The 22,187-nt window shown below is 43.2% G+C and carries 16 protein-coding genes; 3 read left to right on the top strand and 13 right to left on the bottom strand.

The window, feature by feature from the left end; all coding sequences use genetic code 11:
• Positions 1-30 precede the first annotated feature (30 nt).
• Positions 31-1,296 (bottom strand): sensor histidine kinase, encoded by a 1,266-nt coding sequence (locus AAG747_RS22730; RefSeq protein WP_346823538.1) that lies wholly within the window; start codon positions 1,294-1,296, stop codon positions 31-33.
• Positions 1,293-1,970, bottom strand: coding sequence for a response regulator transcription factor (locus tag AAG747_RS22725; RefSeq protein ID WP_346823537.1), 678 nt, complete (start codon positions 1,968-1,970; stop codon positions 1,293-1,295). Before AAG747_RS22725 ends, AAG747_RS22730 begins: the two co-directional genes overlap by 4 nt.
• A 254-nt stretch (positions 1,971-2,224) precedes the next feature.
• Here AAG747_RS22725 and AAG747_RS22720 point away from each other — a divergent pair, with 254 nt between their 5' ends.
• Entirely contained in the window at positions 2,225-4,543 is a 2,319-nt protein-coding gene (locus AAG747_RS22720; RefSeq protein ID WP_346823536.1) for a GH92 family glycosyl hydrolase, read from the top strand.
• Positions 4,544-4,710: 167 nt separating this feature from the next.
• Positions 4,711-6,657: an AAA domain-containing protein gene (locus AAG747_RS22715; protein ID WP_346823535.1), complete on the top strand. Its 1,947-nt coding sequence runs from the start codon at positions 4,711-4,713 to the stop codon at positions 6,655-6,657.
• Positions 6,658-6,726: 69 nt separating this feature from the next.
• Here AAG747_RS22715 and AAG747_RS22710 read toward each other — a convergent pair whose 3' ends face one another.
• A complete protein-coding gene (locus AAG747_RS22710) occupies positions 6,727-7,383 on the bottom strand; it encodes a response regulator (RefSeq protein ID WP_346823534.1) in 657 nt (218 codons plus the stop codon).
• A gap of 27 nt (positions 7,384-7,410) precedes the next feature.
• Positions 7,411-9,558 carry a sensor histidine kinase gene (locus AAG747_RS22705; protein WP_346823533.1) on the bottom strand — a complete coding sequence of 716 codons (2,148 nt, stop codon included), beginning with the start codon at positions 9,556-9,558 and terminating at the stop codon, positions 7,411-7,413.
• Between the two features lie 378 nt (positions 9,559-9,936).
• Between AAG747_RS22705 and AAG747_RS22700 the strand changes: the two genes are divergently transcribed.
• The gene (locus AAG747_RS22700) at positions 9,937-10,782 is read left to right on the top strand and encodes a CheR family methyltransferase (RefSeq protein WP_346823532.1); all 846 of its coding nucleotides are present in this window, start codon (positions 9,937-9,939) and stop codon (positions 10,780-10,782) included.
• Positions 10,783-10,985: 203 nt separating this feature from the next.
• Here AAG747_RS22700 and AAG747_RS22695 read toward each other — a convergent pair whose 3' ends face one another.
• The 9 genes from AAG747_RS22695 to AAG747_RS22655 all read right to left on the bottom strand — a co-directional run bounded on the left by AAG747_RS22695 (position 10,986) and on the right by AAG747_RS22655 (position 22,093).
• Positions 10,986-11,684, bottom strand: a complete 699-nt coding sequence (locus AAG747_RS22695; protein WP_346823531.1) for a DUF5020 family protein — start codon at positions 11,682-11,684, stop codon at positions 10,986-10,988.
• A gap of 105 nt (positions 11,685-11,789) precedes the next feature.
• Positions 11,790-13,856, bottom strand: coding sequence for a methyl-accepting chemotaxis protein (locus AAG747_RS22690; protein ID WP_346823530.1), 2,067 nt, complete (start codon positions 13,854-13,856; stop codon positions 11,790-11,792).
• A 112-nt stretch (positions 13,857-13,968) separates the two neighbouring features.
• On the bottom strand, positions 13,969-14,466 hold the full coding sequence (locus AAG747_RS22685) for a chemotaxis protein CheW (RefSeq protein ID WP_346823529.1): 498 nt from the start codon (positions 14,464-14,466) through the stop codon (positions 13,969-13,971).
• A gap of 84 nt (positions 14,467-14,550) precedes the next feature.
• The gene (locus tag AAG747_RS22680) at positions 14,551-16,758 is read right to left on the bottom strand and encodes a chemotaxis protein CheA (protein ID WP_346823528.1); all 2,208 of its coding nucleotides are present in this window, start codon (positions 16,756-16,758) and stop codon (positions 14,551-14,553) included.
• Between the two features lie 15 nt (positions 16,759-16,773).
• The gene (locus AAG747_RS22675; RefSeq protein ID WP_346823527.1) at positions 16,774-17,136 is read right to left on the bottom strand and encodes a response regulator; all 363 of its coding nucleotides are present in this window, start codon (positions 17,134-17,136) and stop codon (positions 16,774-16,776) included.
• A gap of 465 nt (positions 17,137-17,601) precedes the next feature.
• Positions 17,602-18,660 carry an acyltransferase family protein gene (locus tag AAG747_RS22670; protein WP_346823526.1) on the bottom strand — a complete coding sequence of 353 codons (1,059 nt, stop codon included), beginning with the start codon at positions 18,658-18,660 and terminating at the stop codon, positions 17,602-17,604.
• A 193-nt stretch (positions 18,661-18,853) separates the two neighbouring features.
• Positions 18,854-19,753 carry an alkaline phosphatase family protein gene (locus AAG747_RS22665; protein ID WP_346823525.1) on the bottom strand — a complete coding sequence of 300 codons (900 nt, stop codon included), beginning with the start codon at positions 19,751-19,753 and terminating at the stop codon, positions 18,854-18,856.
• Between the two features lie 287 nt (positions 19,754-20,040).
• Positions 20,041-20,838, bottom strand: a complete 798-nt coding sequence (locus AAG747_RS22660) for a cysteine hydrolase family protein (protein WP_346823524.1) — start codon at positions 20,836-20,838, stop codon at positions 20,041-20,043.
• Positions 20,828-22,093 (bottom strand): Zn-dependent hydrolase, encoded by a 1,266-nt coding sequence (locus AAG747_RS22655; RefSeq protein ID WP_346823523.1) that lies wholly within the window; start codon positions 22,091-22,093, stop codon positions 20,828-20,830. Before AAG747_RS22655 ends, AAG747_RS22660 begins: the two co-directional genes overlap by 11 nt.
• Between the last annotated feature and the right edge of the window lie 94 nt (positions 22,094-22,187).

Genomic DNA, 22,187 nt, shown 5'->3' with positions numbered 1-22,187 from the left:
TTTCATGGGCTTTTTGAACTCTGCTCTTGCTTAAAACTCCAAGGAAAGTATATGCTTTTCATCATAATGATAGCGAAGGGAAATCCCATACACATCGGCAATGGCTTTTGCAATCGCCAACCCTAAACCTGTGGAAGCATTTTGAGAACTATTCTTGTAAAAACGGCCGAAAGCCTTTTGGGCATCCAACGCTTCGGACTTACCGGTATTTTCTATTCGGAGAGCATAAGCACATACTTTGACGGTGACTTGGCCTCCGGCATAATTATGCACAATGGCGTTTTTCAGTAAGTTGGTCAACAGGATTTCCGCCAAGTCTTTGTTCATTGTTACGGATAAGGGAGCTTCTTCTATATAAGAAAGCCGCAACTCTTTGAATCCGGCCAGATCTGCAAAATCCTCCGTAAGTCGATAAGCCAATTGGTGAAAATGCACCGGTTCTTCCTCCGGAAACTGGCGGTTTTCAATTTTGGACAATAACAACAAAGATTTGTTTAAGCGGGTAAGCTTTTCCAGTGTCGCCATGACTTGCCCTATGGTCTGCGCTTGTTTTTCCTCGCCTTGCATTTCTTCCAAGAGCAGTTCCAATTTGTTCAAGCTGATCGCCAATGGCGTTTGAAGTTCATGTGAGGCATTTTCAATAAATTGTTTCTGGCTATTGAATACTTCAATGTTGCGCTCCAGCAACGAAACCACCGCTTCGTTCAAATCCTGAAACTCCTTCACTTTGGTAGACACCGGTTTTACTACCGGTTTGTTTTCCAGCCGGAAACCTTTCAGGTAATGGAGCAAATGGTAAAAGGGTTTCCAGATTTTCCGCAGTAAGAAATTATTGACCACCAACACGCTGGCCAATAACACTACATACAACCAGAACAGAGAATAAAGAAGATCTTCTATCAAATCATCTTCCTCCACCATAGAAGTGATGACTTTGAGTTGGTAATAGCCTTGCCCGGGACGATAAAACACCGTAGTAAGCATGCGTACAGGTTCAAAATCTTCTTCATTTTCCATATACATCAGCGTATCCTTGTAGGTGTCTTTCACGGTAATGGCTGAAGATTTTGGCAATTTCCGCAAGGCAAAGTTATTTGACCCAAACCGGTCATTCTGCAATACAGTCGTATCTTCCATTGCTCTCCGGATGACCAACATTTTATGATTTTCCAAGCCGTCATCAATGCTATCGTATACTTCGTCCATCATGTTCAGGTAGAAGATTGCAGCCCAAATACCAATCACGGGCAGCAAAGCCACCGACAAGTAAAGTAAGGTATGATTGAGGAGTTTCATGAAAGGACCAGTTTATACCCCAAACCGTATACGGCCTGTATCTCTATACCAGCCCGGCATTTCTTGAGTTTTTTCCGGAGGTTTTTTATTTGAGAATAGATAAAATCAAAATCATCAGCTTGATCGATATAGTCGCCCCATACGTGTTCGGCGAGGGAGGCTTTGTTAATCAAGCGGTTTTTATTGGCGGCAAAGTAGGTTAGGATATCAAATTCCTTCCGGTTAAGGGGAAGGGGAACATCAGCTACAGACACACTGCGTTCCTCATAGTTGATTTGTACATTGTTCAGGGTAACGATTTGCTGTCCGCCAAAAATTTTTCTTCGCAACACCGATTTTATCCGTGCTTGTAGTTCTGCAATATGAAAGGGCTTGGTGAGGTAATCGTCCGCTCCCAGATTCAACCCTTCAATTTTATCGTCTACTGAGTCTTTGGCGGAAAGGATAATGACACTATCGGATTTTCCTTGTTTTTTCAATTCCTGTAAAACCCCCAACCCACTTCCTCCTGGCAACATGATGTCTAACAAAATACAGTCGTACTCATACGCCAAAATTTTGTCCATGGCCGTTTCAAAATCCTCCGCCGATTCTACCCGGTATCTTTCCTGTTCCAGTGCTTGTTTCAGCACCTCTTGCATGCTTGGTTCGTCTTCTATGATCAGGATCTTCATAAGTATCAGTTTTTGTAGTTTACCAAACACTCGCCCCGGGCAAAGGTAGGGAGTAAATCTGGAAAAAATTGGGAAACACAAATCCTGTCAAGCATCCGCACAATGCACAACCCCTATCGATCAAAAGTCTGAAAATAGCCCGGCGGCTCCCTATAAATCAATGACAAATCCGGCAATTCTGAAAATAATCCACTATTTTGCGGTAAAATTCACTAACACACTCTTAAAATTAAAACCGTAACATAAATTTAAAAATGAAAAACCTACTTCTAGTACTAGGCTTAACAGCGCTATTTTTCAGTGCTTGCCAGCCACAAAAGGACACAAAAGAGAGTCCCCAAACAGCCTCTTCTCCGGAAGACCTGACAGCATTTGTCAACCCCTTAGTCGGTTCGGATTCGGAATTTAAATTTTCTAATGGAAATACCTACCCGGCCATTGCTTTGCCATGGGGGATGAATTTCTGGTCGCCGCAAACCGGCAAAAACGGAGACGGCTGGGCCTATCAATACCAAAAAGATTCACTGGTTGGTATCAAACAAACCCATCAGCCCAGCCCTTGGATCAATGACTACGGAGCTTTTTCCTTAATGGCCATAACAGGGGAATTGAAAACCCAGGAAAAGGAGCGTGCTTCCAAATTTTCGCACGACAGTGAAGTTGTTTTGCCACATTATTACAAGGTAGATTTGGAATCGTATGGCATTCAGGCAGAAGTAACGCCTACGGAGAGAGCGGCCGTATTCCGTTTTACCTTTCCGGAGTCGGAAGCCGCATATATCCTGTTGGATGCCTATCACAAAGGTTCGTATGTAAAAGTTTTGCCCGAAGAGCGAAAAATCATCGGTTGGGCCAAAAATAACAGTGGAGGTGTACCTGCCAATTTCGCAAATTACTTTGTAGCCGAATTTGACAAAGATTTCACCACTGCCGGAACCTGGACCAACGAGGGCGTCAGTGAAGAGTTAGAAAAAGAGGCCGAACGCACCGGAGCCTATATCCAATTTGCCACCCAACCGGGAGAAACTGTCCATGTAAAGGTCGCTTCTTCGTTTATTTCTCAAGAGCAAGCACAACAAAATATGGCGGCCGAAATCGGTAGTAAAGACTTTGAAACCCTGAAAACCGAAGCGCAAGCCGCTTGGAACAAAGAGTTAAATAAAATCCAGGTGAAAGGCGGATCCGAAAAGGCCAAGAAAAACTTCTATACTTCTCTGTACCGCGTGTTATTGTTTCCCCGCAAGTTTTACGAATATACCAAAGAAGGAAAAATTGTTCACTACAGCCCGTATAATGGTAAGGTATTGGACGGTTATATGTTTACCGACAACGGATTCTGGGATACCTTCCGGGCCGTATTCCCATTCTTTACGGTAATGTACCCTGAGATGAATAGCCAAATCATGCAAGGCTTGGTCAACACCTATAAAGAGAGTGGTTGGTTACCGGAATGGGCCAGCCCGGGTCACCGCGATTGTATGATCGGTTCCAACTCTGCCTCCATCATTGCGGACGCATACCTGAAAGGTATTCGTGGATACGATATCGAAACCTTGTACGAGGCCATTCTGAAAAACAGTGAAAATGCTGGGCCACTTACTTCCGTAGGACGTTTCGGAGTAGACTATTACAACAAGTTGGGGTATATTCCTTATGATGTAAAAGTCAATGAAAACGTAGCCCGTACCTTGGAATACGCCTATGCCGATTTTACCATTATGCAACTGGCCAAAGAGTTAGGTAAACCACAGGAAGAAATAGATCGCTTTGCCAAACGAGCGCAAAACTATCGCAATGTATTTGACCCTACTACTAATTTTATGCGTGCCCGCTATGAAAACGGGCAATGGCAAACACCATTTGTTCCCGAAGCTTGGGGAGGTGCCTTTACCGAAGGAAGCTCCTGGCACTATACCTGGTCGGTATTCCAAGATCCGCAAGGGTTAATCGACCTGATGGGTGGAGACGATGCTTTTAATGCCAAATTAGACTCCGTATTCAGCATGGATCCGATCTTCGATTTTACCTACTACGGTTTTGAAATCCATGAAATCACCGAAATGGTAGCGGCCAACATGGGTCAGTACGCACATGGTAACCAGCCTATTCAACATGCTATTTACTTATACAATTACTCTGGTCAACCTTGGAAAGCGCAAAAGCACTTGAGAGAAGTAATGGACAAACTTTATGCCCCTACTCCTGACGGGCTTTGCGGAGATGAAGACAATGGGCAAACCTCTGCCTGGTATGTTTTTTCATCGATGGGCTTCTATCCGGTGTGCCCGGGAACAGACGAGTACGCCATTGGTTCTCCGATGTTTGAAGAAGTGAAATTGCAATTGGAAAACGGCAATACCTTTACCATCAAAGCAGCCAACAACAGTGCGGAAAACCTCTATATCCAATCGGCAACCCTGAACGGGCAAGCATATTCGAAAACCTACCTGACACATGGAGACATCCAAAAAGGTGGCGAGGTACACTTCGAAATGAGCAACACGCCTAATCAAGAATGGGGTACGCAATTGGAAGACCGTCCGTACTCTATGTCACAACCCGTAAAACAATAATCAATCGTTAAGGCTTTTAGCCCTAAACCTTCCAGGTTTTCAACACCTGGAAGGTTTTTTTATGAACAGGGCTGTTTTTTCGGGTTGACGGTTGCAAGCTTTCGGTTTACCTTTGCGGCACAGGTTTCAGGAAAGGTCCTGATGGCCAAGGAGGAAGAAATAACTTTATGGAAGATCTCAAGCAACTGTTGCAGTTATTGAAAATAGAAAAGGAAGCTGACTTCCGTCAATACCAGACGGAGGTACTGCAAACGCCTTTACAAGAGCGGAAAAAGAAAGGTGTCACCTGGTATCCGGTAAAAGTATTGCGTACCGAAATAGGCACGGGTGAAAACTTTCACCTGACTCTGGAACGCAGCACCCAACAAGGCGAATCGCATGGCTTTCAGGTCGGAGGGATGGTCTCCGTGTTTGACAATGGCAAGGAAGCCAAAAAAAGCGATCGATTGATCGGAGTCATTACTTCCGTATGGCGCGACTCTATGAAGGTTGCCGTCAATGTGGAAGAGTTGCCGGATTGGCTGGATTACGGACTCCTTGGAGTGGACATGACCTTTGATGCAGCCAGTTACACGGAAATGGAAAGTGCCGTGGAAAAAGTACTTTCGGCTGAAGAAGGCCGGTTGAAAGAACTCAGAGACGTGATATGCGGTCGTCAAACGGCCCGTTTTCTTCCGGAGGAACAACGCCCTTACTTCCCCCCTTTACCTGCTCTGAATGATTCTCAAAATAAAGCGTTACAAAATATCCTGGCAGCCCGGGATGTAGCCATCATTCACGGCCCTCCGGGCACTGGAAAGACTACCACCATCGTACAGGCCGTAAAAGCCACTCTCAATCAGGAAAAACAGGTATTGGTAACGGCACCAAGCAATACAGCGGTGGACTTGCTGACGGAAAAACTGGCAGCTCAAGGGCTGAAAGTTTTGCGTATCGGCAACCCGGCGAGAGTCAGTGAAGAGTTGATTCATCTTAGCGTGGAAGCCCAGCTGTCCGAACATGAGGATTATCGCTACCTGAAAAAACTCCGGAAGAATGCCGAAGAGTATAAGAAAATGGCCTATAAGTATAAACGCAAGTATGGCCGGGATGAAAGAGAACAACGCAAGTTGCTATTGACCGAGTCGAGGAAAATGCTGGATGAGGCTACGTATTTGGAAAAGTACATGGTAGATCACCTGATCAACGATGCCCAAGTAATTACGGCAACGCTGGTCGGCTCTGTCAACAAATTCATCCGGCATAAAACGTTCAGTACCGTATTCATCGATGAAGCGGCACAATCCCTGGAACCTGCTTGCTGGATTCCCATTGTCAAAAGCGAAAGGGTCGTTTTTGCCGGAGACCATTGTCAGTTACCACCTACGATCAAATCGTATGAAGCAGCCAAACAAGGCTTAAGTACCACCCTGTTTGAAAAAGTGATCAAACGGCAAAAAGTAGACGTGATGCTGCAAACCCAATACCGCATGCATCAAAAAATCATGAACTTCAGCAGCCGTCAATTTTACAAAGACCGCCTGATTGCCGACCACCATGTGGAAAATTGGCTGTTGGTCAAAGACCCGGCAGATCCATACTTCGGAAACCCGGTGGAGTTTATTGATACGGCAGGCAGAGGGTTTGAAGAAAAAAGACATAAAGAAAATCTTAGCAAATACAACCCAGGCGAAGCCGGACTACTGGCCATTCACTTGGGTGAAATGTTGGAATATCTCAATACTTCCCATCCTCATGTTTTGGACGAAGGCTTGTCCATTGGTTTGATTTCTCCTTATAAAGCACAAGTATCACAATTGCGGCAATTGCTAAAGGAAAATGAGACCTTACAAACAGGTGCTCCTTTCACCCAAGTCAATTCCATAGATGGTTTTCAGGGGCAGGAGCGGGATGTCATTTATATCAGTTTGGTCAGAAGCAATGAGAAAGGACGGATTGGTTTTCTGGAAGATATCCGGAGAATGAATGTAGCCCTGACACGTGCCCGTAAAAAACTGGTAGTCATCGGAGACAGTGCAACCTTGTCTACCCATCCGTTTTATCAGGATTTTCTGTCTTATATTGATGAAATCGGGGCGTACAAAAGTGCCTGGGAGTATGCCCAAGCCGAATGATCAATACACGAAAAAGGCCCGTCATTTCGCTGAAGGGCCTTTTTATAAAAACATCCATCGACCAATTTCCTAAATTTCTATCAACTTATTTTTAATAGCGATCATAATTAAGTTACTGGTGTTTTTCGCAGCGGTTTTATCCATCAGTTTCGTTTTATGCCCTTCCACGGTTCTGGGAGAAATATTCAATTCCTCGGCGATTTCCTTTGTAGAAAGGCCATTACAAATCTGTTGCAACACTTCCTGTTCCCGCTCTGAGAGTTGCAGGCTATTTTGCCCCTGATTGGTTTTAATTTTTTTACTATCTCCCAGACTGATAATTACATTTTTCAAAAGCTCCTGGGAAAAATAATCATTGCCATTCAATACCGCCTCAATAGCTGACTCAAGGTCGTGACTTCCTGCTTTTTTCAGTACAAACCCCTTCACGCCCGCATGAATCATGTTATAGTAATAGACTTCATCACCAAACATCGAAAGGGCAATGACTTTCAAATCCGGATGTATGGCCAAAGCCCGTTGGGTCGCTTCGATGCCATTCATTTTGGGCATATTGATATCCATCAGCACCAAATCCGGTTGATGCGCTTCTAATAATTCTAAGAAGTGTTCTCCGTTTTCCGCTTCGGCAATCACTTCTACTTGCCGGGACTTTGAAAGTAAAAACCGCAAGCCTTCGCGGAACATTTGATGATCATCTACAAGTATGACGCTATTTGAATTCATAAGTAGTTTGTTGCAAAAGATAAAAAATCAGCCAAAGTTAATTGTAATAAAAACATTTGTACCCACACATTTTTTGCTTTTCATGTCAATTGTACCATTTAAGGATTTAATGCGGTTAAAGATATTGGTCAAACCCATTCCGGTATTGTTCCGGAGGGTCCTTTCCAAATCAAAGCCTTGCCCATCGTCCGAAAAAGAAAAATGCAATTGCTTTTTATATACATTTAAGTCAATCACAATCGTCTGAGCCCGGGCATGTTTCAAGGAATTATGAATCAGCTCCACCGCTACCCGGTACAAGGTGGTTTCGATATCTTCGTCAATCCGATGATTTAAATTGGTATTCAGTTCGAAAGTAATTTCGCTGGTATATTGTAATTTGGCATAGAATGTACGAATGGCAGTAGGCAGGCCAAAGTTGCGTAACACATGGGGGCTCAGATTATTAGAAATCTCCTGAATACTGAGAATCGCTTCTTCCAAGGTTTCTTCTATTTTGTGAATCACAAATTGCTGCTCTTCCCCATCGCGGGCCATATGCAATGCCTTGGTATATAATTTGGAAGTAGAAAGCAAGGGACCCAAGCCGTCGTGCAGTTCCTGCGCCATCCGGCTTCTTTCTTGTTCCTCAGTCTGGATAATCGTACGCAGGATTTTTTGCTCCAGAAGTTTCCGCTGGGTAATGTCCCTGGAAATATGTAGAATGGCATCCTGGCCTTCATAATCCACACATTGACTGTATATTTCCTCTACTACTTTTTGCCCTTCCCGGTTCGTGTAAGAAATTTCATTTTTGCACAAATTATCGACTGTTTCCAAACTATATGACAGTGCTTCTATATCCAAATCTACCAACTCGGAAATCCTTTTCTGCTTCATTTCCTCCTTACTCAGCCCTGTTTTACGGAAGCCCGTTGTGTTCATATCCAAAAAGTAGCCACTTGCATCCGTAATAAATATGGAGTCTACTGACATATTGAAGATATTTTTGAATTTCTTCTCACTTTCTTTCAATGCCAGTTCGGCTTGTTTTTTTTCAGTAATGTCTTCGGCATACAACAAAACAAAATTGGGAGGTACAAAGCGAAAAACCATCGCTAAATAACGGCTTTTCCCGGTGGTTTTAAAGGTATAGGGTTGCTGAGTACTCACCGATTTCTTTTGCTCATAAGCCAATTCGACAAACTCTATCAGTTGCGCATCATCTTTCCAACAAATCTCTATGGACACCCCCAGTACTTGTTCCAATATGACATGAGGATATTCCAAAGCCGCTTGGTTCCCTCCAACAATTACAAATCCCTCCGGCTTTTTTTCGATGGTAAGAACAGGCAAAGGCACACTGTTAAACTGTGTCATGTATTGATCCTTACTCTCCCTCAGTGACTGCTCGGCCAGCTTTAATGAGGTATGATCTTCCCGGTATACCAACAAGTATTCTTCCGGCAAATACAAAAAGGTGTAAACAAAGTGGCGCTCCATACCGGTGCTTTCATCAGGATGCACTGCTTCCAAATTCACCGAACTACGCTGCCGGAAAGCTTGGCACATTGCATTCAAAATCTTGCGTTCTTCCTCTTTCTCAAAAATCTGACGGGCAGGTTTGCCAAACAGACTTTTGATTTTCCCTTTGGAAGCCGTGTATTCCGCTTTATTATACGCGATGAGTATAAAGTCTTTTTCAACAAACTGGTAAGTGGTGATCGGTTGTGGAAAGCTCTCAATCAAGGCATCATACGTCTGACTGAACCGGGCTTGCCATTTCCGTGAGTTTTGGATATGATATTGTTCCTGGAGCAGGATTTTTAAATCAGCATCAAAGAGCTCCCGGAAGTGTTCGCAAAAGGCTTTTTCTTTTTCGGTAAAAGTCCGGGAGGAATGGTCGAGGAGATAAAGATGCCCAAAGGGCTTTGCATCGGGATAAGTCAGCGCAATTTCATACAAAAAACAAGAATCACGCCTGCTTTCCAAATGAAAATCTTGTGTACATCCTGAGAATTCTTCAAGATTTCCACTCAGCACATAGGGTACAGGTGTACCCGAAGTGAGCTTTTGCAAAATGCAAACCGGCACCAAAAGAACCCTTCTGATAAGTTCTGCCGTTTTGCGCCACTTCTGAATATACGATGCAGGAATGTCTATTTCATTACCAATTGATAATGGTTGTAGGGACATAGTTAGTTTTCTGAATGAATTGTTGTTCTATACTGTTTGTATGCGCGGATTTTCACAAACCCCCGATCTTTATTTTACTTATATACGAATAAGTCATCGAATTTATTTGTGCTCGATAACTTTCCGGCAAGAATCTCTTTCAGAAGTTCAATATTCCCTTAAAATGATCCTATTTGCCAAAAAAACACAAAGGCTCTCTTTACAAGAGATAAGGATATGGCCGCTTTTGCGTTAGAGGAGCATATCAGCGTTGTTTAAATTTTGTTACGAAGGTACTCTTTACCGGGAAACAAAATGTACGGGAGACTCAAAAGAGTTGTCCTTTTACATGAAACGTAAAATAGATTAGCAGTTTTCTTACAACATCAACAGAAACTTATGGATGGTACTACCACCGACCGCTTAAGCCGGGAAGATTTCCTGCGTCTTAGTGCATTTATTACTACCAACTTTGGCATTAAACTTCCCGAACACAAAGTTGTATTATTACAAAGCCGCCTTCTGAAAAGGGTACGCTTGAATGGCTTTACGAATTTCGCCGATTACACCAACTTTATCTTTAGTGCCCAAGGTTTACAAGAGCGGAACAAATTGATCGATTATGTGAGCACGAATAAAACCGATTTTTTCAGAGAAGCCAAACATTTCGACTTTCTTGCACAACAGATTCCCTCAATGCTTTCTAAAAGCTACTCCCACTTAAAAGTATGGAGTGCGGGCTGCTCCAGTGGTGAGGAACCCTATACCATCGCTATGACCTTGGAAGAATTGAAAAAAACATATACAGGGTTTGATTATGGTATTTTGGGGACCGATATTTCCAGCCGCATTTTACAAAAAGCCAGTAAAGCCGTGTATGGAATGGATCAAATGATAGACGTACCCGACTATTACCAGAAAACATATTTTGACAAAGGAAAAACCAATAAGGGTGCCATGGCTTTCCAGATAAAGAGCCGTTTACGAAACAAAACCACCTTCAAACGGCTAAATCTGATGGATGAATTTTCTTCACTCCCCCATCATTTTGACTTTATCTTTTGCCGGAATGTCTTGATCTACTTTGATTTTCATACCCAAAAGCAAATTCTGAGTAAGTTTCTGAACAAATTAAAACCGGATGGCATATTGTTTATCGGGCATGCAGAATCAACACTCGGTATGAACCTGCCGCTAACACAACTAATGCCTTCTGTATATAGGAAAGCCACTTATATTGAATAACTCTTTGCCGTCTGAATTTAAAGTAAGCCTATGGTTCGCCCATGGGCTTTTTAATGGGTCCATAGGCTTTCCAGGTTTTTACCTTCATTAAGAAGCCTCAAGGTGTATAAAGCATCCCGCAATGGAGGGGATTTTTATTTATAAAAAAGCCCCTCTTTATAAGTTAAAGAGGGGAAAGGCCGAATCTATCAATTTCTTTTGATTTAAAAAGTCCATTTGACAGCCAGTGTCGGCATCACTTCTACATCTCCATCAAAGGTGAACAGGTTTCTACTAAACTCCACTTCTCCACCCAAGGCAAACTTTTTATGAATATTGTACCATAGTTGTGGTTCGGTAAGGAAGACAACACGTTTACCGTCTTTATCGCCTAGTAAATTGTAATCGTCTTGTGACCACACATCCACAAAACCACTAAGGGTGACTTTTCCTTTGAATAACATCATAAACCAAACTCCGGTAAACTGGGCATCGGCCGATTTGGCTCCTTTTTCTGCCCGGTAATACAAACTGGTGGAAATGGAAGCCGGGCCAATCGTAAAAGGTGTTTGCAAACCCACCAACCAAGCTGAAGGGATGAACATTCCGTCATTATACCCTAATTCAAGGCGTAAATTTTTGATTTTGGGGAGTTTGAAAGTTCTGGCAATTTCCCAATAGGCGAAGGACATTCCATTTTCCGAATCATAATTCATATCCACAAAAAAGAAGGTGGAACCCAGTGAATCAGGACGGAACATTTCCAGTGTAGTGGTAAAGTGTTCCCTGTCAGCATTCAACTCTCCATCGTCAGCTTTTCCGAAGTCATAATGTAGTTGCAGGTTTTGGGCGGTAGCAGATAAGTATAGTAAAGATAAAAAAATAGTCAGTTGTAAGACGCTGGTAAAATTTTTCATAGTCATGCTTTTGCGGTCAGTAAATTTTTGAATGGGGTGAAACACCCTGCCTGCTCACTTGCAAAGGTCAGGCAGGGGCTTATAAAAAATGGGTGAGCCTTCAGGACGCTTTTACTCGTTGTTATCGTCTATCTTTTCAAAGCCTTCATCTTGATTGTCTTCGTCCTCAAAATCGTCAGACAAATCGATGGCCACGCCTTCATTTTTCCGTGGTTGTGGTTTCGCCTCTTCTGCTGGGTATTTTTTTGCGGCAGCACTTTCTTCCTGTGCATTCGAAGTGCTTACATCTGCCAATAACTGAGTAAGCCGTTGGATTTCAGACTGAATTGTTTGAACATTTTTTACACTGCGTTTCTTTTCCGTACTGAAAAAAGCAATACTCTTCTGCAAACTATCCGCCTGGTGATCAAAGATATCGGCACTGACCGCCAATTCCTCTGCAGCAGAAGAGTTGCGTTGAGCCACATCGTTCAATTGTAAAATTGCATCGTTAACATTCTGTGCCCCATGACTCTGCTCACGGCTGGCAGCACTGATTCCTTGTACCAAACTGGAGGTTTTTCGGACGTCCGGAATTAAAGTTTCCAAGGATTGATTGGACTCTTCGGCCACTTGAACGCTTGACTGAGAAAGCTCTTCAATTTTGTGTGCGGCTTTTTGGGTATTTTCTGCCAAAGAACGGATTTCAGAAGCCACTACCGCAAAACCCTTTCCGTACTCGCCGGCCCGTGCCGCTTCAATGGCCGCATTGATCGCCAACATATCAGTGCGTTTGGAAATATCATTGATCACCGACACTTCTTCGGCAATGGTCTTCATGGCTCTGGCCGTTTCCAACACAGACTGGTTGACCAATGAAATATTCTGAGAAGCTTTGTCCGCAATGGACTCGGTTTCTTTGGCATTGGCTGCATTCTGATCAATATTTGCCAACATTTGTTCCATAGAAGAAGAGACTTCTTCGATGCTGGCAGCCTGCTCTTGTGCGCCTTCTGCCAACTGTTGTGAGCTTTGGCTGATTTCCTTACTGGCGTGAATAATCCGGCTTGAGCTTTCCGAAATGTCCGTTACGATCTTTTGCAATCGCTTTTGCATACTTAATATCGCCAGCCCCAACATTCCGACTTCATCCCGGTTTTTCTCTTCGTAAGAAGTTTGCAGATTTCCTTCGGCAAAATCTTCAATCACATGCTTCAATGAGTTTAACCTACTGAAAATGATTCGGTTTGAGAAAAATACAATAAAGAGTACGATCAGCACCGTTACCAAAATTCCCGTCACCATGTTTTTGATAAATAGCGATTCGATGGCAGATGTCATTTCATCTTGAGAAACATCTACGATCAGGTACCAGTCCATTTCGGGAATGTACCGGGTCGTAATGATATGGTTATCCCCATCTTTGTTTTTGTACTTGTGTACCGCACCATTTTCTGACATCAATTCTACCGCTATCGCAGATAAACCCGGAATGGTTTGGAGGGTTTTCCCATGTTTCAATTCGTCATTGACATCAATCAAGTCTTTGTTATTGTGAATTTTGATGGCTCCGTTATGGTCCACCATCATCACCTCTCCTTTTTCCCCTACTTGTTGACTAAGAATAAATTCCCGGGTTTTTTCCAGATCCATTCCTGTACTCAAGACCCCGATAAATTGCTTGTGTTCATCCCATACTTTCATATTGACCCACATCATCATTTCCCCTGTACCGTAGTCCATATCCACATTCAGCGCCCGTTCAAGTTGTTCGTCCCGGAAGTTAAAATACCAACTGTCGGTGGTCGGGTTAATTCTTCTTTCCAGCCCGTTAGGAGAGTAATACAACTTTGTACGCTCTGATACATAGCCGACAAAGGCATTTAAGCGCTTGTTGATCAAACGCAAATACGTCAGAATTTGAGTGGTATCCTGTTGCCCTCCTTTCAGCCATTGATGGACAAAATGACTGTTGGCAGTTACATCGGCAATACTCAGATCTTTTTGGATACGGTTTTGAATCGTCCGGGCAATTTTATCGATATGGGCCGGAAGCTCATGATCGACAATCCGGGAAACAATTTCTTCTTTGGACACCGAGTAGTTGTATAAACTTACCCCCATAAACGCTATAAAAAGCAAGGTGGCCATGCTGTAGATCAGCTTTGCCTTAATACTAAGGTTTTGTATAAACTTCATGTCAATATTAATTTGAAAATTCTGAATCCGTTTAAAAAATATATTGAGTTGGAAGGCTTCGGTCAGGAGAGAGAGACCTCCCCCTTTCCTTGTATTACTCCCTGTTATCGGGCTACTCTTTTACTAAATCCAAAGAATCACTCAATATCGAAATCTCTTCTTCGGAAAAAACTTTATCTACATTTAGCAACATTAAGAATTCTTGGTTATACTGGGCAATACCCTGTAGAAACTGGGCATTGAATGAGCTTTTCATTTTAGGCACCGGCTTGATGTTTTCTCTGGGAATGATGATCACATCCTTAACCCGGTCCACAATGGCCCCGATAATCAACCGGTCTTCGTCCGTACTCAGCTCCAATACAATGATGACAAAAGCATCGCTGTCATCCCGTTCCGGCAGGCCCAGTTTAAGCCGTGTTTCAATCACCGGCACCAATTCTCCCCGGAAGCTGATAATTCCCTTTAAATACTCAGGAGCATTGGGCACACGGGTAATCACTTGCCTTTCATGTACTTCCAATGCTTTTCCTACATTGACAGCATACAATTCATCATTGACCAGGAACGACAGATAGGTATCTTCCACCTGATTGGTAATATCATTCATAATTTATTCTTTAATGACGTTTAGGAAATGGGATCAGTGTAACGATCAACTTGTATGGCACTTACACATTCATCGTTATTGGCTTCAACTGGCTTTTTGGCCTATGGCTTGATTCAATGCATTGATATCCAACATAAAAGCCAGCCCTCCGTCACCCAGCCTGCTGGCAGAAGTAATGATTTTCTCATGCCGGAATAGTTTACCCAAAGGCTTTAAAACCGCCTGGTGGTTTCCAATGATTTTATCGACTACCAAAGCGAATTTTTCTCCTTGTTTATGCAGGATGATCACTCTTACTTCTTCCGGATTTGTCCCCTTCAGATGGAACTGTTCTCTCAAGTTGACAAATGGAATCAGTTCATTGTTATACATCAGGGTATTCGTATGATTCCGTGCCTCTATTTCATTTGCAGGCAAAAACATACAGGTTTGAATATCGGCTATCGGTACCAGGCAATGCATATCTTCCGATTGCACTAACATCGTATCCAATATAGCAATGGTCTGGTGGAGTTTAATGGTAAAAGACGTACCCAGATCGATCTCCGAATTCACTTCTACTTCGCCCCGTATTTCCATAATTTTCTTTTTGACCACGTCCATGCCTACTCCCCGGCCCGATACTTCAGTGATGGTATTTGCCGTTGAAAAACCCGGCTGAAATATCAGTTCGTAAATTTCCTTTTCACTTAATTTATCGGAGGCTTGGATCAAACCTTTTTCTATGGCCTTGTTACGAATGATTTCCGGGTTGATTCCCGCTCCGTCATCTTGTACCTGAATAAAGACATAGTTGCCCGAGTGAAAAGCCGTCAATTTTATCAAACCCTTTTCCGGCTTGTTTTTGCGTTGCCGTTCTTCAGCCGGTTCAATACCATGGTCCAGACAGTTGCGAATGATATGCATCAAGGGTTCCGCCAGTTTATCGATGGTGTTTTTATCCAGCTCGGTTTCCATGCCCTGAGTAATGAATTCTACTTCCTTGCCCAAATGCTTGGACAGATCCCGGATCAAGCGTTTAAAACGCACCACTACATCGTAAACCGGTACCAAGCGCATTTCCAAGGCATTGTCGCGAAATTGCCGGGTAAGTTTGGTAATTTGGTGGTATACCTCTTCAATAGTGGACATATCCTCAGCATTCATCCCTGACTCAAATTGCGATTGCACGGAAACCAACTCCGTCACCAAGTACATCAGGATATCCAGTTTTTTAGCATCTACGGAGATCCGGGAAGCCGCCTGTTTATCCAAATTCAGGTTAATCAGGTTTTGATTTTCCTCCAACACTTCTTGCAGTTTCCTGATATTTTCATCCTTCGTCATATCCGGTGTAACCGCCTCTTCAACGGAAGGCTTTTCTATTCCTTCCGGGGCATTGATCAACACTTCTTCCAACGGAACTGCTTCCTCCGTAGCGATCACCGCATCCTTCAAGCCTTCCTGCGGCTCTTCTTCAAAAAGGCTTGCGTCTTCCCCCTGACTTTGATAACTTTTTTCTACTGCTTCCAGGATGGTGAGCCGTTCATTGGGGGGGGTATTTTCTGTTTGAAAATGCTCACTATTTTCCAGAAATATTTCTTTTTCAAACAGGTTGAAAGGCGAGACTTGGTGAATGGAACATTCGTCCATGACAAACATAAACGCATCTTCAATCGCATCCTTTCCCTGGTCTGTCGCCAAGTATATTCCCCATATTTCATCTTCTTCTTCATTCGTACCGGAATCTACCAATTCATATTGTCCCAGTTCAGCCAATTCACTAAAAATATTGGGCAATTTGATTCCCCTTAACAACAAGCCTTCACTGACGATGAACTTTATATAATACGTAGCCACGCCTTGTTCATCAGTCTCCTCTTCATCACTGATCAGTACTTCTTCGCTCAGCACTTCCGAAACTTCCCGGTTCATCTGTTCCGACACTTGCTCCATCAACCATTTATGCTTGTATTGGTTATTTTCCTGAGCTAGCTCATCGTCTTTCAATAAATTTTGCAAATGGTCAACCGACTGAAAAGTCAGGTCGAGGATTTCTCCGGAGAGCAATAGTTTATTGATTCGGATCAAATCGTACAGTGTTTCCAGATGGTGGGTATATTCTTCGATGTACCCAAAACCATACATACCTGCCGATCCTTTCAGGGTATGCATTACCCGGAATACAGCCTCAATATGGTCCTTGCTTTTCGGATTGGTTTCCAGTTCCAGCAAGTCGCTTTCCAATTGATGCAACAGGTCTAATGCATCCTCTATAAATTTATTACGAAATTGTGCTAAAAAATCATCCATGCGCTACAGCGAAGTTTAAAGAACTTTTTCAACGGCTTTCAAAAAACTGCTAATGTCAAAAGGTTTTTTAATCCAGCCCGTAATGCCGGCACTGCGGGCATTTGCCTTCTTTTTTTCTGAGATTTCCGTAGTCAACATCAGTACAGGAAGCCGTCCGTAACGGGCATTACCTCTGATTGCTTCGGTAAATTCAATCCCATCCATTTCCGGCATATTCAAATCGGTAATAATCAAATTGAGCTTACGCCCATCCAAATAGGTCAATGCCTCCTTTCCATGCTCCGCCTCGATGACTCTATACCCTTTTTTCTCCAAAGTCATTTTTATGATGAAGCGGGTATTTTCAAAATCATCTACTACAAGAATAGTCTTATCCATGTTGGTATTTATTTATAAAGTCCTATACGCTTTCTGAAAAAACTGATCATGACAGCCCTGTCCCTCTATGCAAACACAGGGGTATACACTGTTGTGAAGTTTTGTTTATTCAAACACGGAGGTAATGCATATTACCTATTTTGCTGAATATTTAGTCTTAAAGTACGTTGATGATTGTTTCGATCCTTCACTTTCCAAGAGTGAGCCGGATCGAGTATTGAAAGGTTTGTTTGTTTAAAAAAGTCCTGTGAAAAAAAATACAGGAACAAATAGGGTTTATCCACAATACAAATGTAGCTTTTCCCCAACATCTATGTAAGCGTATTTTTTCCTGATTTCTCAAAAAATAACCCTTAAGAAAAATCACAAAGTAAAACCCACAGGGAAAACCACGGATTTTACGGGGGTAAATTTACGCATTAAAATCACCTGGCAGAGCAAGTGTAGTAATCATTCAGTTTTTCCTCAGGCCCGTTGAAGGGTTTTGGGTTTGTCCGGACGGTATAAGAACCAACAGCCCAGTTGGTTACTAAGGTTGTACATGATGACCGGAAGGAAAATTCCGAAAAGCACCCCCACTCCCAAAAGCACTTGCCACTGGCTGATGCCTAAAAATTTCATCAAGACGATACGGGTAGCTGCCATTACGATGACATGCATAATGTAAATATACAGGGAGTGGTTGCCAATGATTCTTAAGACTTGTAATACTTTATGCTTTTGGAACAGGAAAGAAAGGTTAAACAAAAATGCGCTGCCTAATACGGCAATCCCGGCAAAGACAAAAGGCTGTGCCATCCGCAAATCAGGATGTTGGATCCAGTACCATTGGCTTAGTAAAAACAAAGGACTGAGCACCAACAGCAGTCTTTTGGAGGAAAAGATTGAATAGTTATTTTTGTTCAGTAAGCCATCCGCCACAAAATTGCCTAAAGCAAAATACAGGTAAAAATTGAGGGTATCTTGTATCAGGGAATAGTTTTGAAGCCCATCCATTGTGGAAATCCAATAAAAACCTGTAGCAAGTAGTAGTTGCATCCAAGGCTTGGGCTGGGCATAAAACTGAAACAAGGCAAAAAGCACCGTAACATTAAACAGGGTATACAAAAACCAAAATTGATCAATCTCCCTGGGCAAATACAAGAGGTAAAGAAAATCTTGTAGCCCCCGGTCGGAATTGGCATATTGGGAGAAAAACACCTGAATTCCCACTTGAAAGCATCCCCATAAAAAATAAGGGTACATAATGCTGTGCAACTTATATTTCAGAAACTCCCGGATAGAGCGTTTTTGCAGGCTCCGGCAAACAAACATCCCGGCCAAAATAAAAAACAAGGGCATCCGGAAATTATACACCGATTGCTGCACCATATCCACCCATTGAGGCATGGTAATACCTGCCCGGTCAATTCCATTCGCTACATGGCGGTACACTACTAATACGATCGCCAGGCCCTTGGCGTAGTCGATCCAAGGGAGGCGTTGAGTATTCAAGCCTTGAGTGTTGAATAAAGTCGCAATCATTCTGTAGTTGTCTGGGGTTGTATTTCTTTTGTTTGGGTATTTTTTTATACCGGGGCAAGACTATACATATTTCCACAGACTTCTAAACGCATTAATAATTATTGACAAAATACAAACAACTACCTACTTGATTTTAGCTGATTCTTCTCCCTGTTTCAAGTTGGCAACAGGGAGAAGAATCAGCCCCTTACGACTACTCAAAAATAGACTCGGGAACTTCCCCTACCCATGACTTTGGAAGTTCCTCACAGCCAAACAGCCAGGAAATGACTTTGGCCGTATTGGGATTGTTGTTGGGCTCCGTCATCAATTTCCCTTTTTGGATGCCGGGTCCGGTAATGGCCCAAGGGATGTTCATTTCGTTGGTTGAAACCCCACCATGACCGTGTTCGATTCCTCCGTGATCCGTAATCAACATAAAGTGGGTATCCTTATAAAGCCCGGCCGCTTTCAATTCTTGAAGTAAATTGCCAATGGCTTTGTCCGCTTCTTCAATGGCTGAGATATACTCTGTGGACATCCACTTGTGTTTGTGCCCGGCATGGTCCGTATGAACAGAATACAAGAAAACGAATGTAGGTTTTTCTTTATGCTCTACTATAAAATCCAGGGCTTTTTGATAACTCACGGAGTATTCATCATTTTCTTCAAAGTGCACTTCGTCCAAATACCGCTGATTGATCGGGTTGATCAGGTTCCCCCAATTGTAGTAAAAAGCCGTCTTCACCTCCGGAACCTGTTCTTTCAGTACTTTGAAAACCGAAGGAAAATATCCGTCTTCGTCTTTTTCTGTGGGAGGTAATGTATAGTTATCGAGTTTCCAATCATTACTGACTACCCCGTGTTGTTCCGGACCGCTGGCTGTCAGGTGGCTGGTCCAGTTAGGCAAGGTGACCGAAGGCATCACGCTCCGGGTGGTAAGAGATAAAGTCCCTTCCGCCATCAACTGATCCAAGTGCGGGTGTTTGGCTTTTTGGTACCCTTCAACACTCAAGCCGTCAAGTCCGATCACTACCAGCCTATGGGACCTCACTCTGCTTTCACAACTCCAAAAGCATATAACCACCAGTAGCAATAAGGGTATTTTTTTCATAATGGAAGTTTTTAGATGGATTAGATTTAAGAAAAGCATTTTTCAAATTCATAAAACTGACAAACAGCTCTCTGCAAACATATTTATCAAAATCTAAAAAGTTTACTTATATTAAAATAAATCAAAGCACTAAGTTGAGATTTTTTTCCAAAAAAATCAAAAGATTATATTTGCTTTATTTTCAATAATGCTTTATTCTTCTTAAAAAACTTCCCAAAAGCCACCCCTTAAAGTTAACTAATATTAAATAAACAACTATTCCAAAGCCTCCCCCACTTAGTATCCCCCTACTGTTGGTAATCGTCATAGGTATGACTGGTAAAATGCGAGATCCCCCCTACTTCTTTGATTTCTTCGGTCACATTCTCTTCTACCCTTTCCTCGATATCCATTGTGGAGACCACCGAAGCATAGCGGTCTTTGAGAGTGGTGATACTGGCTTGATGTAATTCTTTGGTTACTGTGGTACAAGCATCTTCCACCAGGCTAACCAGGTACCCCAGGTCACAAGCATCTCTTACGGTGGTTTCCACACACTCATTGGTATACACACCCGCGACAACCAGCTCATTGATTCCCAGGTTTTTCAACACATAATTGATATTCGTAGAAGAAAATACCCCACTGGCGGTTTTGTTAATGACAATCTCGTTTTCCAAAGGAGTCACTTCTTCCAAAAACTCCGCTTCTTTAGACCCGGGCGCGGCATGCAATCCCAAGCGTTTGTGGCCGTTACTCCGGTCGCGCCCGTCCAAAGTCAAAGACTGAATACGGATATGAATAATTTCCAAGCGGTTTTTGCGAAAAGCCTTCAACAGTTTTTGCACATTGGGAAGCACCTGGTTTTCGAGCGTGCGAAAATAATACTCTTCGTGTTCGGGAGGAATGCCGGAAGCCAGAATATCTTGAAACACTCCATATCCCCTGGCGGCATCCAGGTATTGCAAGTCGATCAGCAATAATGCCACATCCCGGTTAGCCAGGTTTTCTATCCGCTCCTCGGTATCCGTCTGAACAATGGAAGAATAATATTCCTTCAAAGGGTCTTTTTTCCCTATATTGATATTGTCACCGTTAGCCTTCATACTTTTCAAATTTTTGGTTTTGTAATTCAAGAATTGTGTGTAACAATAAGTTAGCCCCTTTTTCTATAAAAGCCCAATCTGTCCATTCATTCGGCGAGTGGCTGACCCCTCCTTTACTAGGCACAAATACCATTGCTACCGGGCATAAATTAGCCATGATCTGAGCATCGTGGGCCGCCCCGCTGGGCATAATTTCAAATTGATAGTCCAACATCCGGGCTTTTTTCTCCAGAGCATTTACCAATTGCACATCGGATTGAACGGGATGGATAAAGCTCAACTCTTCAAATTCAAACATCAACCCTCCTTTCCGTGCTATTGCCGAAAGCGCTTTCCGGATGGCCAACTGCAGCTCTTTTAAGACTTCCACGTCCGTATCACGTACATCAATACTAAAGATGGCCTTTTCGGGAATGGTATTGGGCGAGCCGGGAAACAACTCAACCTTACCAATCGTGGCCCGGGAGTTTTCCCCACCGTTTTCGTCCAAAATGCGAGGAATTTCATGCGCAAAGTCAGCCAATCCCATAAAGGCATCCTGACGCATGGTCATAGGCGTGGTACCGGCATGATTGGCTGTACCGGAGAGCGTAATTTGCCATTTGAAAAGCCCTGTGATGGCTGATACAATTCCCACTTCCAGGTTTTTCGTATCCAAGACAGGGCCTTGTTCGATATGCAATTCCAAAAAACACAACAGGCTATCCCGGGTGCGGGAACAGTCCAATATCCCCATAGGGTTCATCCCCTGTTGTTCCATTACCTCCACCAAAGAGATTCCATCCAGGTCCATAGCATGTTGAATAAACCCCGGGTTGAGCATTCCTGCCGTAGCCTGAGAACCCAGCATCCCTCCGAACCGTCCCTCCTCATCGCTAAACGCAATCAACTCCAGTGGGTGAGTCAAAGGGATATCCTGTTCATGAATCGTTCTCAGGCATTCCAAACCCACCAGCACACCCAAAGCCCCGTCCAGGGCTCCGGCACAAGCTACCGTGTCCAAATGAGAGCCTACCGTAATAGACGGAGCTTCCGGATCTCCGATGCGGGCCAATACATTGGCCGCACCGTCCATCGTACTGTTAATCCCTGCCTTCTGTAGGCGTTCACCCAACCATTGCCGGGCTTGTAAATCCTCTTTGGAAAAGGCCTGCCGGTAAATTCCATTGTCCTCCGGGCTTTTTCCAATGGTGGAAAGGTGAAAAATATCCTGTTTTAACCTTTCGAAATTGATGGTAAGTGATGTAGTTGTCATATTCAAAAAATAGTGATAAAGGGACAGGGAAACAAAAAAACCGGAAGTTTTTCCGGCTTAGTTTTCTTTCCCATCAGTAGGAAGGGCGGATCGT

Origin of the sequence: Rapidithrix thailandica (genome assembly GCF_039710355.1) — a bacterium.
Taxonomy (GTDB): domain Bacteria; phylum Bacteroidota; class Bacteroidia; order Cytophagales; family Flammeovirgaceae; genus Rapidithrix; species Rapidithrix thailandica.
The sequence above is the reverse complement of the archived record's forward strand: the minus strand, read 5'-3'. Positions and strand labels throughout refer to the sequence as shown.

What these genes read in the sequence shown, in the direction of transcription:
- AAG747_RS22720 (WP_346823536.1), top strand. Translation starts at nt 2,225, where the DNA reads ATGAAAAACCTACTTCTAGTACTAGGCTTAACAGCGCTATTTTTCAGT.
- AAG747_RS22725 (WP_346823537.1), bottom strand. Translation starts at nt 1,970, where the DNA reads ATGAAGATCCTGATCATAGAAGACGAACCAAGCATGCAAGAGGTGCTG.
- AAG747_RS22695 (WP_346823531.1), bottom strand. Translation starts at nt 11,684, where the DNA reads ATGACTATGAAAAATTTTACCAGCGTCTTACAACTGACTATTTTTTTA.
- AAG747_RS22655 (WP_346823523.1), bottom strand. Translation starts at nt 22,093, where the DNA reads ATGACAACTACATCACTTACCATCAATTTCGAAAGGTTAAAACAGGAT.
- AAG747_RS22660 (WP_346823524.1), bottom strand. Translation starts at nt 20,838, where the DNA reads ATGAAGGCTAACGGTGACAATATCAATATAGGGAAAAAAGACCCTTTG.
- AAG747_RS22705 (WP_346823533.1), bottom strand. Translation starts at nt 9,558, where the DNA reads ATGTCCCTACAACCATTATCAATTGGTAATGAAATAGACATTCCTGCA.
- AAG747_RS22710 (WP_346823534.1), bottom strand. Translation starts at nt 7,383, where the DNA reads ATGAATTCAAATAGCGTCATACTTGTAGATGATCATCAAATGTTCCGC.
- AAG747_RS22680 (WP_346823528.1), bottom strand. Translation starts at nt 16,758, where the DNA reads ATGGATGATTTTTTAGCACAATTTCGTAATAAATTTATAGAGGATGCA.
- AAG747_RS22730 (WP_346823538.1), bottom strand. Translation starts at nt 1,296, where the DNA reads ATGAAACTCCTCAATCATACCTTACTTTACTTGTCGGTGGCTTTGCTG.
- AAG747_RS22700 (WP_346823532.1), top strand. Translation starts at nt 9,937, where the DNA reads ATGGATGGTACTACCACCGACCGCTTAAGCCGGGAAGATTTCCTGCGT.
- AAG747_RS22690 (WP_346823530.1), bottom strand. Translation starts at nt 13,856, where the DNA reads ATGAAGTTTATACAAAACCTTAGTATTAAGGCAAAGCTGATCTACAGC.
- AAG747_RS22715 (WP_346823535.1), top strand. Translation starts at nt 4,711, where the DNA reads ATGGAAGATCTCAAGCAACTGTTGCAGTTATTGAAAATAGAAAAGGAA.
- AAG747_RS22665 (WP_346823525.1), bottom strand. Translation starts at nt 19,753, where the DNA reads ATGAAAAAAATACCCTTATTGCTACTGGTGGTTATATGCTTTTGGAGT.
- AAG747_RS22685 (WP_346823529.1), bottom strand. Translation starts at nt 14,466, where the DNA reads ATGAATGATATTACCAATCAGGTGGAAGATACCTATCTGTCGTTCCTG.
- AAG747_RS22675 (WP_346823527.1), bottom strand. Translation starts at nt 17,136, where the DNA reads ATGGATAAGACTATTCTTGTAGTAGATGATTTTGAAAATACCCGCTTC.
- AAG747_RS22670 (WP_346823526.1), bottom strand. Translation starts at nt 18,660, where the DNA reads ATGATTGCGACTTTATTCAACACTCAAGGCTTGAATACTCAACGCCTC.